The organism is Pseudomonas sp. S4_EA_1b, assembly GCF_016307435.1.
Taxonomy (GTDB): domain Bacteria; phylum Pseudomonadota; class Gammaproteobacteria; order Pseudomonadales; family Pseudomonadaceae; genus Aquipseudomonas; species Aquipseudomonas rhodesiae.
In genome coordinates, this window is the sequence record NZ_JAEILC010000047.1 from 17,476 (window position 1) to 30,927 (window position 13,452).

10 protein-coding genes are annotated in these 13,452 nt (G+C 61.0%); 3 read left to right on the forward strand and 7 right to left on the reverse strand.

Going from position 1 to position 13,452, the window contains the following annotated elements; translation table 11 throughout:
- Positions 1–2 precede the first annotated feature (2 nt).
- The gene (locus YA0848_RS16740; RefSeq protein WP_034096219.1) at positions 3–3,068 is read left to right on the forward strand and encodes an efflux RND transporter permease subunit; all 3,066 of its coding nucleotides are present in this window, start codon (positions 3–5) and stop codon (positions 3,066–3,068) included.
- A 2-nt stretch (positions 3,069–3,070) separates the two neighbouring features.
- The gene (locus YA0848_RS16745; RefSeq protein ID WP_034096220.1) at positions 3,071–3,664 is read left to right on the forward strand and encodes a LysE family translocator; all 594 of its coding nucleotides are present in this window, start codon (positions 3,071–3,073) and stop codon (positions 3,662–3,664) included.
- A gap of 445 nt (positions 3,665–4,109) precedes the next feature.
- On the opposite strand, the gene YA0848_RS16750 is transcribed toward YA0848_RS16745, so the two are convergent.
- The 3 genes from YA0848_RS16750 to plsB are packed head-to-tail and all read right to left on the reverse strand — an operon-like array spanning position 4,110 to position 7,785.
- Positions 4,110–4,799: a DUF4197 domain-containing protein gene (locus tag YA0848_RS16750; protein WP_034096222.1), complete on the reverse strand. Its 690-nt coding sequence runs from the start codon at positions 4,797–4,799 to the stop codon at positions 4,110–4,112.
- A gap of 29 nt (positions 4,800–4,828) precedes the next feature.
- The gene (locus YA0848_RS16755; RefSeq protein ID WP_169903664.1) at positions 4,829–5,230 is read right to left on the reverse strand and encodes a YbaY family lipoprotein; all 402 of its coding nucleotides are present in this window, start codon (positions 5,228–5,230) and stop codon (positions 4,829–4,831) included.
- Positions 5,231–5,280: 50 nt separating this feature from the next.
- Complete coding sequence (gene plsB, locus YA0848_RS16760; protein WP_169903665.1) at positions 5,281–7,785, reverse strand: glycerol-3-phosphate 1-O-acyltransferase PlsB; 2,505 nt, start codon at positions 7,783–7,785, stop codon at positions 5,281–5,283.
- A gap of 183 nt (positions 7,786–7,968) precedes the next feature.
- Here plsB and YA0848_RS16765 point away from each other — a divergent pair, with 183 nt between their 5' ends.
- A complete protein-coding gene (locus YA0848_RS16765; protein ID WP_024073812.1) occupies positions 7,969–8,178 on the forward strand; it encodes a cold-shock protein in 210 nt (69 codons plus the stop codon).
- A 76-nt stretch (positions 8,179–8,254) separates the two neighbouring features.
- Here the strand turns inward: YA0848_RS16765 and YA0848_RS16770 are convergent, their stop codons facing one another.
- The 4 genes from YA0848_RS16770 to YA0848_RS16785 all read right to left on the reverse strand — a co-directional run bounded on the left by YA0848_RS16770 (position 8,255) and on the right by YA0848_RS16785 (position 13,347).
- Positions 8,255–8,632 (reverse strand): hypothetical protein, encoded by a 378-nt coding sequence (locus YA0848_RS16770; RefSeq protein WP_034096226.1) that lies wholly within the window; start codon positions 8,630–8,632, stop codon positions 8,255–8,257.
- Positions 8,633–8,683: 51 nt separating this feature from the next.
- Positions 8,684–9,493, reverse strand: a complete 810-nt coding sequence (locus tag YA0848_RS16775; RefSeq protein WP_184316372.1) for a putative RNA methyltransferase — start codon at positions 9,491–9,493, stop codon at positions 8,684–8,686.
- Positions 9,493–10,644: a succinyl-diaminopimelate desuccinylase gene (dapE, locus tag YA0848_RS16780; protein ID WP_034096228.1), complete on the reverse strand. Its 1,152-nt coding sequence runs from the start codon at positions 10,642–10,644 to the stop codon at positions 9,493–9,495. Before dapE ends, YA0848_RS16775 begins: the two co-directional genes overlap by 1 nt.
- 111 nt (positions 10,645–10,755) lie before the next feature.
- Entirely contained in the window at positions 10,756–13,347 is a 2,592-nt protein-coding gene (locus YA0848_RS16785; protein WP_169903668.1) for a glycosyltransferase, read from the reverse strand.
- Positions 13,348–13,452: the final 105 nt, after the last annotated feature.

A 13,452-nucleotide genomic window follows, 5' to 3' on the forward strand; every position in this document is an offset into this window, starting at 1 on the left:
CGATGGGTTTCAATCTTTCCGAATGGGCGCTACGTAATCGCCAGATCGTGCTGTTCCTGATGATCCTGCTGGCAGTGGTGGGCACGTTGTCCTACACCAAGCTGGGGCAGAGCGAAGATCCGCCCTTCACCTTCAAGGCCATGGTGATCAAGACCAACTGGCCTGGCGCCACCGCGCAGGAAGTCTCACGGCAAGTCACCGAGCGCATTGAGAAAAAACTCATGGAGACCGGCGACTACGAGCGCATTGTCTCGTTTTCCCGGCCGGGCGAGTCCCAGGTGACCTTCGTCGCCCGTGATGCCATGCGCTCGGCGCAGATACCCGAACTGTGGTACCAGGTGCGCAAGAAAATCAGCGACATCCGCCAGACCCTGCCGCCGGATATCCAAGGGCCGTTTTTCAACGACGAATTCGGCACCACCTTCGGCAATATCTACGCCCTGACCGGCGATGGTTTCGACTACGCCGTGCTCAAGGACTACGCCGACCGCATCCAGATCCAACTGCAACGCGTAGCGGATGTGGGCAAGGTCGACTTGCTCGGTTTGCAGGACGAGAAGATCTGGATCGAGCTGTCCAACCTCAAACTCGCCACCTTGGGTTTACCCTTGGCCGCTGTGCAACAGGCGTTGCAGGAACAGAACGCGGTGACTACCGCCGGGTTCTTTGAAACGCCAAGCGAGCGTGTTCAGTTGCGGGTGTCGGGCAATTTCAAGACGGTGGACGAAATCCGCAGTTTTCCCATTCGCGTGGGGGATCGCACTTTCCGTATCGGCGATGTGGCTGATATTCACCGTGGCTTCAACGATCCACCGGCGCCACGCATGCGCTACATGGGCGAAGACGCCATCGGCCTGGCCGTGGCCATGCGCGAGGGCGGCGATATTCTGGTGCTGGGCAAGGCGCTTGAGGGTGAATTCGCACGTCTTCAGAAGAACCTTCCGGCGGGCATGCAGTTGCGCAAAGTGTCGGATCAGCCCGCAGCGGTCAAAACCGGGGTCGGCGAATTCGTCCAGGTGCTGGCTGAAGCGTTGGCCATCGTGTTGCTGGTGAGCTTCTTCTCCCTGGGACTGCGCACCGGCATGGTAGTGGCACTGGCGATTCCGCTGGTGCTGGCGATGACGTTCGCCACCATGTATTACCTCGGCATCGGCTTGCACAAGATTTCCCTCGGCGCCCTGGTACTGGCCCTCGGGCTGCTGGTCGATGACGCCATCATCGCCGTGGAAATGATGGCGATCAAAATGGAGCAAGGCTACGACCGGCTCAAGGCCGCCAGTTTTGCCTGGACCAGCACCGCGTTTCCGATGCTCACCGGTACGCTGATCACGGCGGCCGGTTTTCTGCCCATCGCGACGGCCCAGTCGAGCACCGGCGAATACACCCGCTCGATATTCCAAGTGGTGACCATCGCGCTGCTCGCGTCCTGGGTGGCCGCCGTGGTGTTCGTGCCCTACCTGGGGGAAAAACTCCTGCCGGACCTGGCGAAGATTCATGCCGCCAAACACGGCCATGATGGCCCCGACCCCTACGGCACACCCTTCTATCAGCGTGTAAGGCGGTTGGTGGCGTGGTGTGTGAATCGGCGTAAAACCGTGATCGTGCTGACGCTGCTGCTGTTTATCGGTTCGGTGGCGTTGTTTCGGTTCGTGCCGCAACAATTTTTCCCGGCGTCTGGTCGCCTGGAACTGATGGTCGATTTGAAATTGGCCGAGGGCGCATCCCTGAGCAACACCGCCGAGCAGGTCAAACGCCTGGAGGCGCTGCTCAAAGAGCATGCCGGCATCGACAATTATGTGGCCTATATAGGCACCGGCTCGCCGCGCTTTTACTTGCCTCTGGATCAGCAGTTGCCGGCCACCAGCTTCGCCCAGTTCGTGGTGTTGGCTAAGACCATCGAGGAGCGCGAAACCCTGCGCACCTGGCTGATCGAAACCCTCAACGAACAGTTCCCTGACCTGCGCTCGCGTGTCACACGCCTGGAAAACGGCCCGCCCGTGGGTTACCCGGTGCAGTTTCGCGTGACGGGGGAACATATCGAAGAGGTGCGCGCCCTGGCCCGCAAGGTCGCCGCGAAAGTCCGCGAAAATACTCATGTGGTTAACGTGCACCTGGACTGGGAGGAACCGAGCAAAATCGTCTACCTCAATATCGATCAGGACCGCGCCCGGGCGCTGGGCGTCAGCACCGCCAACCTGTCGAAATTCCTCCAGAGTTCCCTGACCGGCTCCAGCGTCAGCCAGTACCGGGAGGATAACGAGTTGATCGAAATCCTCCTGCGCGGCACCCGGCATGAACGCACCGAACTGACGTTGCTCCCCAGCCTGGCGGTGCCCACCGACAATGGTAAAAGCGTCGCGCTGTCGCAGATCGCCACCCTTGAGTACGGCTTCGAAGAAGGTGTGATCTGGCATCGCAACCGCCTCCCCACGGTGACCGTCCGCGCCGATATCTACGGCAAGGAACAACCGGCGACCCTGGTGCAGCAGATTTTTCCGACCCTCGCCGAGGTGCGCGCCGAATTGCCGGACGGTTACCTGCTGGAGGTCGGCGGCACCGTCGAAGACTCCGCGCGCGGCCAGAACTCGGTGAAGGCCGGTGTGCCGCTGTTCATCGTGGTGGTGTTGACGTTGCTGATGCTGCAATTGCGCAGTTTCTCACGCACCGCGATGGTGTTTCTGACGGCGCCGCTGGGGCTGATCGGTGTAACGCTGTTTCTGTTGGTGTTCCGTCAGCCCTTCGGGTTCGTGGCGATGCTCGGCACTATCGCATTGTCCGGGATGATCATGCGTAACTCGGTGATCCTGGTGGATCAGATCGAGCAAGACATCAAGGCGGGGCTGGCGCCGTGGCAGGCGATCATCGAGGCCACGGTCCGACGCTTCCGTCCGATAGTGCTGACGGCCCTGGCAGCGGTGCTGGCGATGATCCCGCTGTCGCGTAGCGTGTTCTTCGGGCCGATGGCAGTGGCGATCATGGGCGGGTTGATTGTCGCCACGGCATTGACCCTATTGTTCCTGCCGGCCCTGTATGCTGCGTGGTTCCGAGTGAGGAAGGGTGACGTGTAAGCATGCTGGCCACAGTTTTGAGTTTGATGTTGTTACTGTCTGCCCCCGGGCCGACTAACACATTGCTTTTTCGCGCCGGTGTGCTCTTCGGATTTCGGGGCGCATGGCGCTTGGTGCTGATTGAGTGCGCGGCTTATCTGCTGCAGGTGTCGTTGTGGGGGGCCGCCCTGATCCATTTCGCGTTCTATTCCCCATGGGTAATGCGGTGCGCGCAATGGGTTGCCGTCTCCTACTTACTCTACGTCTCGTATCAGCTTTGGCAGCGTAAAAGCGAAAACACCCGTTTAGACCGAGACGGTTTTTCAGGTCGCTATTTCTTTCTGATGACGTTGATGAACCCCAAGGGTTTATTGATTGCTTCATTCCTCGCGCCCGCCGATGCGTTCAGCAGTCCGCGAGGCTACTTGGCGTTTATGGTTGTGCTGGCCATGGTGATCGTGCCGGTTGGCGCGACCTGGTTACTGCTGGGCAGCCGTCTTGAACGACGCCGAGGAAACTGGCTGACACCCGTTGCCATCAATCGAGCCACTGCTGTGACGATTTGCTGTTTCGCGGCCGTTCTGCTGGGACGACTGGCAGATGAGCTGATCCACTGAGGTCTTGCTGTACGCTATTTGTGGACGCGTCAGGATATTTGAATACAGGCCAGAGGAACTGTTTACAAGCGAATTGCCACACATGGCTACCTGATCTGCAGGTGCTCTCTCATGTTGATGGGGCCGCTGCGGGATAAGGTTTCATTGAATTCGTGAGGAGTTGCCTATGCTTTTTCCTGTGTTCCTAGGCCCGCTTTCGTTGTTAGGGCTCAACTCGTTGTTTAATGAGGCGAAGAGGGGCGATAAGCATTGCCACTCGCACAAACCCGAACCTGCAAAGCCATGCGAAGACAACGCCAAGCCTTGCCAAAAAACTGCGACGATTGAGACCAAAATCACTTGGTGATGCAGTTGCGATACCAACGGTTTTTTTCGCTCGCTCAGTAATGCGAACGCCCCGACTGATCGGGGCGTTTGCATAAGTGCGGGGTTTGCTGACGCGTGCCTACAGTGCGCCGAATACTTTCTTCGCCAAACTGGTGGCAGCCGCCGCGGGATTCTTGCGAATCGTCTCTTCCTGTTGCGCAATCATCTTGAACAAACCATCCAGTGCCTGTTCGGTCACGTAGTTCTCGACATTAGCGCTCTTGGCATCCAAGGCGCCGAAGGCGGCGGCTTTGCCGGCCAGGGCGTTGTACTGCTGGGCTACGCCGACTTTGTCGGTGGCAGCCTTGACGATCGGCAGGAACTTAGCGCGAATGGCTTCGCGACTGCTTTTGTCCAGGTACTGAGTGGCCGAATCCTGGCCGCCGCTGAGGATGCCCTTGGCGTCGGTCACGCTCATGTTTTTCACAGCGTTTACCAGAATCGGCTGGGCTTGGGTCACAGCCGTTTCAGCCGCTTTGTTCATGCTGGTTTCCAGTTGGGTGACCTGATCACCCATGCCGAACATCTTCAGCTTGTCCGCGACTTTGCCCAACTTGCCCGGCAGGCCGATCTTGACCTCCGGGTTGTTGCTGAAACCGCCGGGTACGCCCAGTTGTTTCACAGCGATCTGGGCACCTTGGGTCAGTGCATCCTTGAGTCCGCCGGTGGCGTCGCCCTGGGACAGGCTGCCCAGGTCCAGGGCCATAGCGTTGGCGCCGAGCAGCAGGCCGGCACACAGGGCAGTGAAGCGAAGGGATTTACGGAGCATGGGCGCTTCCTTATGTTCGATGTTCGAAATCAGGGGGCTACGGCGTTGACGCGCACGCGCAGCGGCTGGGCGTCCTGGCCGTCGAGCCGCACGGTGTGGCGATCAGTGGTGATGAACAGTAGCTTGCCCTCCAGCTCGATGCGAGCACTCACCGCGTAACTGTGGCCGGGCTTGACCTGTGCCGGGTCGTAACTCAGGTGGAACGGCAGGGGCACCTGGCCTTTGACCGGGCCTTTCTGTTCGGCCAGAACCACGGCGGGAGCGTCCGCCAGGGACACGTCCTGCAGGCTCACGCTCAACGTGGCCGCAGGGGGCAGGGCGATGCGTTGCAGGTAGAACACTTCGCCGTCGAGGCTGGCCTTGGGCGCGGGACTCATGGATTGGCAGGCTCCGAGCAGGGTGGTGAGGCCCAGGAGAATGATCTTTTTCATGGTGCAGCTCCTTTTCAACGGGGCCGGAGGCTCTCCGGCCCTTATTCAATCTAGCGGCTTTCTTCTGGTTCCACCGGCGCATCACCCGCACCGTCCACCCGGTGCAAGGCCACCTGGCGGATCGACAGGCGAATCTCGGCCGGCAACACGCGCTTGGCCGCGCCTTCGGCCAGTTCACCGAGCAGGTCGTGGTAGCTCAATTTGCCGGCCTCATCGCGGCGCAGCACATCTTGCTCCAGCAACGTCTGAATAAAATGTCGGAAAAGACTCTTATCGAAGAACTCCGGGGCATTGAGCCCATGCAGGATCGACAGGCGCTGGGCCATGATCGTGCACAGGTCTTCCAGCTCCTCGGCGCTGATGCTGTTCTGGCCGCTGTTGAGCAACAGCGAGATCGCCATATAGAAGCGTTGCAGGGTCTGGGCGATGCTCTTGGACAGCAGCGTCAGCAGCACAAAGTGTCGCGAGCTGGGGGCCGGGCGCAGGTACACATCTTTCTCGAAGCGCAGCAGGCCCTGTTCGACGAACGCCTCCAGCCACTGGTCGATCACGTTGTCCAGATCGTCCAGGGACCAGCGGATAAACAGTTCCGATTGCAGGTACGGGTACAGCGCGTGGGTATAGCGCAGGATCTGTTCGCGGCTCATGCGCGAGCTGCTCTGGAAGAAGCTCGCCAGCAGCGCGGGCAGGGCGAAGATGTGAAGTACGTTGTTGCGGTAGTAAGTCATCAGAACGGCGTTCTGTTCGTCCAGGTACAAAATCTTGCCCAGGGCGTCGCTCTGTTCCGACAACAGCTTCATATCTTTGACGTGCTGGATCAGCGCCATGCCATCGCCTTCCGGCACGGTGGTATGGGGCGAGTACGGCACGCGGCGCAATAGCGTCAGGTACAAGTCCAGCTGACGGGCCATGGCCTGTTCATCCAGGGCCAGGCGCGTGGTGGACAGCAGTGCCAGGGCCACCAGATTCACCGGGTTCACGGCGGCGGCTTCGTTCAAGTGGCGAGCCACTTGTTCGCCCAGGCGATGGGTGGTTTGGTTGAGCCACGCCGGCTTGTAGTTCGGGCCCAGGTCCTGGGCGCGCCAGTCCGGTTGCTCGGCGTCTAGGAATTCCGCCAGCTTGATCGGCTCGCCGAAGTTCACCGCGACCTGGCCGAAGCGCTGCTTGAGGGCGCCGACCACTTTGAAAATATCGAAGATCGACTCTTTTTTCTTGCTCGCCCCGCGCAGTTCGCCGAGGTAGGTGCGGCCTTCGAGCACGCGCTCATAACCGATGTACACCGGCACGAACACGATCGGCATACGCGAAGAGCGCAGGAAACTGCGCAATGTGATCGCCAGCATTCCGGTCTTGGGTTGCAACATGCGCCCGGTGCGCGAGCGTCCGCCTTCGACGAAATACTCCACCGGGAAGCCCTTGGTGAACAGCGTATGCAGATACTCGTTGAACACAGCGGTGTACAGCGGGTTGCCCTTGAAGGTGCGGCGCATGAAAAATGCACCGCCACGGCGCAGCAGGCTACCGATTACTGGCATGTTCAGGTTGATACCGGCGGCGATATGCGGCGGCGTCAGACCGTTCTTGAACAGTAGGTAGGACAACAGCAGGTAGTCGATATGGCTGCGGTGGCACGGGACGTAGATCACCTCGTAACCCTGGGCAACCTGCTGCACACCTTCGATGTTATTGACCTTGATGCCGTCGTAGATCTTGTTCCAGAACCAGCTCAGCACCACTTCCAGAAACCGGATCGCGGTGTAGGTATAGTCCGAGGCGATTTCGTTGCCGTAGCGCAGGGCCTGGGCCTTGGCTTTTTCCGGGCTGATTTTTTCGCGTTCGGCTTCGTCGGCGATGGCCTGGCGCACCAGCGGCATGTTGACCAGGCCCTTCACCAGGTTGCGGCGGTGGGACAGGTCGGGGCCGATCACCGCAGTCTTCAGGTTACGAAAGTGCACACGCAGGATGCGCTGGGCCATGCGCACGGTGCGTTCGTGGCCTTTATTGTGCTCGATCAATTCACGCAGGTTGATAGGCGCGGAGAATTGCACGCGAGTCTTGCGCCCCAGGATCAGGATGCTCAACAGCCGGCGCAGACGCCCGGTGACCGCCCAACTGTCGGCGAACAGCAGCTTCCATGGGCTGGACTCGCTCTCGGGGGACTGGCCCCAGAACACGCTGACCGGAATGATTTGTGCATTGTCTTCGGCGTGCTCGCTGAGGGTGTTGACCAGGCGGGTCAGGGTCGGCGGCGCACCGCGCTTGTCCTGGCGGCCCAGCCAATCCGGTTCCGGCGTGAGGTAGAAGAACGCCGCCGGCTCCATCAGTGGGCCTACCGACACCGGCAACACCGGGCGCGGCAGGCCGGCCTTGGTGCACTCGGCGTCGACCACCGCCAGTTCGGTGAGGGAGGGTGATTGCAGGACGTAAAACACCGGCCGGCTGCGGTCCAGGTTGAGGGTTAGGGACGACTGGTTGATCGTCTCCGAGCGAACCCAGAGGTACAACAGTCGGCGCAAGGTGCCGAACACCAGACGGCGGAACGGGGAGCGGGTCATAGGCGAGCTGCTTCAAGTGGGAAAAAACCGAGCAGGCGCTCGGGCGGGTAGTGTGCCGTATTCGCCGAAAATCGGCAAAAAAGCAGCGATGTAAACTTGAGTTGAACGCTTTTGAGCCTGCCATATACTCGGCAGTTCAACGCGTACCGGCTCAATAATAAAAACCGAAGTGGGAGTAAACAGATGGCAACGCGCGAAACCGGCAATGTGAAGTGGTTCAACGATGCAAAGGGCTATGGCTTTATCCAGCGTGAAGATGGCAAGGATGTGTTTGTGCACTACCGCGCCATTCGCGGTGAAGGCCACCGCTCCCTGGCCGAGGGCCAGCAGGTGGAATACGCCGTGGTGAGCGGCGAGAAGGGCTTGCAGGCCGAGGATGTGGTCGGCCTATAGGCTGAGTGGCAGGTTTAAGCGGCAAGCTACAAGCGCTTTGGCTTGCAGCTTGCCGCTTGCAGCTTGAAGCTGCTTTTCAACCCGTCCTCCAAGTAATCTGCTCTTCGCCGTCTGCGCTGATGCGAATCCAGATGTCGGCACTTTCTTCACCTTCTTCCTCGACCCACGTGCCCGGCGCGCAGCGCACTTCAACGTTCAGCGCGGCAAATGCGGCGCGGGCGCAGGCGATGTCGTCGTCCCATGGGGTCTGGTCGCTTTCCAGGTACAGGCTGTTCCACTTGCCGACGGCCTTGGGCAGCCAGGTGACAGGCACGTTGCCGGCCTTGCACTTGTAGGTCTGGCCTTTCTGGACCCAGTCGCTGCATGGCCCCAGGGCCGCGCCCAGCCAGGCGGCGATGGCTTTGTGGTCGACGTCGGCGTCCTTCAGGTAAATCTCGATATCGGGTTGGCGCATGGATGTTCCTCGTTGCGGGATTCGAAAATCCATTCGCGAAAATAAAGTCGGTTATTGAAGTACGAAATAATCGTAGCGCATCGACACCGTGACCTTCAGCGGCTCGGCCGCCTCGATCACTTCGGCGCGGCGCTCGGCACTGGCCCGCCAGCCATGGGGCGTCATGGCCAGCAGGTTGGCGCGGTCCTTGGGATCGGCCAGGCTCAGTGTGAATTCCAGGATCTCGCTGTGCGCCAGGCTCATGCCCGACGGCACCAGGGCCAGGTGCTTGTCGTCGGTGTATTCGCGCACTTCGTCGTACAGACGTTCACGCAGCTCCATCAGGTGACCACTGGTAGGACCGACCTTCATCAAGCCGCCGCCAGGGCTTAGCAGGCGCTTGGCTTCCTGCCAGTCCAACGGGCTGAATACGCTGGCCAGGAACTGGCAACTGGCGTCGGCCAACGGCACGCGGGCCATGCTGGCGATCAACCAGGTCAGCGCCGGGTTGCGCTTGCACGCACGTTTGACCGCTTCCTTGGAGATATCCAGCGCGTAGCCGTCGGCATGGGGCAGGGCCTCGGCGATTTGCGCGGTGTAGTAGCCCTCGCCACAGCCGATGTCCACCCAGCGCTGCGGCGCACGGTCTGCGGCCAGTTCGGCCAGGCGTTTGGCCACCGGGGCGTAGTGCCCGGCGTTGAGGAAGTCGCGACGCGCCTCGACCATGGCCAGGTTGTCACCCGGGTCACGGCTGTTCTTGTGCTGTACCGGCAACAGGTTCAGGTAACCCTGGCGTGCCCGGTCGAAACGGTGCCCGGCCGGGCACGCCACGCCATTGTCCACCGCGTTGAGCGGGGCGCTGCAAAGGGGGCAGGCGAGCATCAGGCGAGCAACTTGATCAGGGTCTGATAATAGATTTCGGTCAGCACATCGAGGTCGCTGGCCAGAATGCGCTCATTGACCTGGTGGATGGTCGCGTTGACCGGCCCCAGCTCGACCACTTGGGTGCCGAGGGTCGCAATGAAGCGGCCATCGGAAGTGCCGCCGCTGGTGGACGCCTGGGTCTCGCGACCGGTGACTGCCTTGATGCTGGCCGATACGGCATCGAGCAGGGCGCCCGGTTCGGTCAGGAACGGCAGACCCGACAGCGCCCATTCCACGTGCCAGTCCAGGCCGTGCTTGTCGAGAATCTGCGCAACGCGATGCTGTAGACCCTCCACGGTGGACTCGGTGGAGAAACGGAAATTGAACACCGCCGTCAGCTCGCCGGGAATCACGTTGGTGGCGCCGGTGCCGGAATTGAGGTTGGAAATCTGGAAACTGGTGGGCGGGAAAAACGCGTTGCCGTCATCCCAATGCTCGGCGGCCAGTTCGGCCAGGGCCGGCGCGGCCAGGTGGATCGGGTTCTTCGCCAGGTGCGGATAGGCCACGTGGCCTTGCACGCCGCGCACGGTCAGGGTCGCGCCGAGGGAGCCGCGACGGCCGTTCTTGACCACATCGCCGACCAGCGTGGTGCTTGACGGTTCGCCGACGATGCACCAGTCCAGGCGCTCCTTGCGCGCTGCCAGGCGTTCGATCACGGCTTTGGTGCCGTGGTGTGCCGGGCCTTCTTCATCGCTGGTGATCAGGAAGGCCACCGAACCCTTGTGGTCCGGGTAATCGGCGACGAAGCGCTCGGACGCTACCAACATCGCCGCCAGGCTGCCTTTCATGTCGGCTGCACCACGCCCGCAGAGCATGCCGTTTTCGTCGATCAAGGCGTCGAACGGGTCGTTCTGCCAGGCCTGCACCGGGCCGGTCGGGACCACGTCGGTGTGGCCTGCGAAGCACAGCACTGGGCCTTCATGCTTACCGTGGGTGGCCCAGAAATTGTCCACGTCTTCGATGCGCATCGGCTCAAGTTTGAAGCCGGCGTCGCCCAGGCGCTGCATCATCAGCTTCTGGCAATCGGCGTCGATCGGCGTCACCGAGGGGCGGCGGATCAGGTCGATGGCAAGTTGAAGGGTGGGCGAAAGGTCGGCATGGGCCGTCATGGGAAAACTCCGGAAAGCATGTTTGGAAGAGCAGGGCGGGCAGACAAAACGGCCGTTATCTTATAGCAAAACGGCGGCCAGAGGCCGCCGTTTAGTGCATTGCGCAAGTTTTTACGCGGTCGGAGCGGGCTGTGGCGCCGGCGCCGGTTTCGGCAGCGACGACAAGAACGCCATGATCAGCGCCGCCACGTACGGCAGGGACTGCACCAGCAGCATCACCACCCAGAAGCGCATGTCATTGCTCGGCAGGCCCTGCACCAGGTAGATCCCCAGCGCGGCGCCCCACAACAACAGCATGATGAACATTTCTTCGCGGGCTTCGGAAATCGCGACCCAGAAGCCGTGGTTATCCGCGTTTTTCGGTGTACGAAAGAACGGAATACTGGTGGTGAAGAAGCCATACAGCACCGCCTTGGCGATGGTGTGGGACAACGCCAGCCCGGCCAGGGCCGCGCAGAACGCGTCCTTGAGGTTCACGCCCACCGCACGGCGGTACAGGAAGATGATCTTGCCCACCTTAAACACGAACAGCGCCAACGGCGGAATCGCGAAAATCAGCAATGGCGGGTCGACCCGGGTCGGTACGATGATCATCGCCGCCGACCACAACAGCGCGCCGACCGTAAAGAAGATGTTCATGCCGTCCGCCACCCAAGGCAACCAGCCCGCCAGGAAGTGATAGCGCTGGCCACGGGTCAGTTCGGTGTCCTTGCCGCGCAGCAGGCTGGCGGTGTGACGCTTGATGATCTGAATCGCGCCGTAGGCCCAGCGGAAGCGCTGCTTCTTGAAGTCGATAAAGGTATCCGGCATCAGACCTTTGCCGTAGCTGTCGTGGTAATACGCCGCCGACAGACCTTTCTCGAATACCCGTAGGCCCAGTTCGGCGTCTTCACAGATGCACCAGTCGGCCCAGCCCAGTTCTTCGAGCACCGAGCGGCGGGTCATGGTCATGGTGCCGTGCTGGATAATCGCGTCGCGGTCGTTGCGGGTCACCATGCCGATATGGAAGAAGCCTTTGTATTCCGCATAGCAGAGCTTCTTGAAGGTGCTTTCGTTCTGATCGCGATAATCCTGCGGCGACTGCACCACAGCGATTTTCGGGTCTGCGAAGTGCGGCACCATGTGCTTGAGCCAGTTGGGCGAGACGCAGTAGTCCGAGTCGATCACGGCGATCACTTCGGCGTCTTTGGCGGTGTGCGGAATCAGGTAGTTCAACGCACCGCCCTTGAAACCGGCCAGGGGCGCGACGTGGAAGAACTTGAAGCGCGGCCCGAGGGTGGCGCAATAGTCGCGCACCGGTTCCCACACGGCCGGGTCCTTGGTGTTGTTGTCGATGATCAGGACTTCGTAGTCCGGGTAATCGAGCGCGGCCAGGGCGTCGAGGGTCTGTTTGACCATCTCCGGCGGCTCGTTGTAGCACGGCACATGGATCGATACTTTTGGGCGGTAGTCCGAATCGCCGACCACCGGCAGGAATTCACGCCGACGCTTGTGGGTCCATACCGCTTCGGCCAGTTCGTGGGCTTCGGTCAACAACACGATGAACACGCCAAGGGCGCCGAGCGCCAGCAAAAAGCCCACGGTCAGGCTGAACCAGGTGCTGTATTGCTGGCTGTAGTCGTAGCCGATCCATACCAGCACCGAACCGCACAGGAACGCAATAAAGGTCAGGAACGTGCGGCCGCGCTGGCGCAGGGCCGAGCCGTCGATCATCAGCAGGGTCAGGGACAGCAGCGCCAGCACCACCGAACCGATAGCCAGCACGCGCCATTGCGGAATCGCCACCACCGGTCCTTCGAAGTTGAATTTCTGCTGGCGCGCGGCGTTGAACACGCCCCAATACGCACCGACCGAGCCTTCGTCGCTGGCCTTCCACGGCTGGTCGAACGCCTCGATCACAAAGTAGTTGTAGCCTTGGCGGTTGAGCTTGTTCACCAGCGTGCGCAGGTAAATGGCCTGGTCGGCCGGGGACGCGTCAGCCCCACCGCGCATGCGCCCGTTGCTCGGCCAGCCGACTTCCGACAGCAGCAGCGGCTTTTTCGGGAAGGTCTTCTTCAGATCCTTGGCGCGGTCGAGTACGAATTGGCCGGCCTTATCCACCGGAATATGTTCCCAATACGGCAGGATGTGCGCGGCGATCAGGTCGACGTGCTTGGCCAGTTGTGGATTGTGTTCCCAGATGTGCCATTGCTCGGAGGTGGTTACCGGTACTTTGACGGCAGCGCGCACACGGTCCAGCAGCACGATCAGCGCCTCGGGCGTGATTTCCTCACGGAACAACGCTTCGTTGCCCACCACCACGCGCACGACGCTGCGCGAGTTGTTGGCGATCTCGATGGCGCGCTGGATTTCGCGTTCGTTACGCTCCAGGTCCGGGCTGATCCAGATCCCCAGGGTCACCCGCAGGCCGAATTCTTCCGCCAGTTTGGGGATATCCCCCAGGGTGCCGTCGACCGAGTAGGTGCGGATGTTGTCCGTCAGCTTGCTCATGATCGCCAAGTCTTGACGCATCTGTTCGTCGGTGGGGTATTGGTCTTTCTGGGGGTACTGGCCTTGTTGGAACGGCGAGTAGGAAAAACCGGAGATTTGTTCAGGCCAGTTGGGGGCTGAGACCGGGCGATTGATCAGCGCCCAGAAACCGGTGAATAGCGCGGCAATTGCCAACACCACCACCAGGTTGAGTCCAAATTTACGCGATGCCATGGTTATGCGGGTTCCAAAGGGTGTGGAACGAAATGAGGTGCCGGGCTGCGCCGAACGGCGCGCATCCTACACCGGCCTTTCCCTGACCGTACAGCAAGCCGAGAA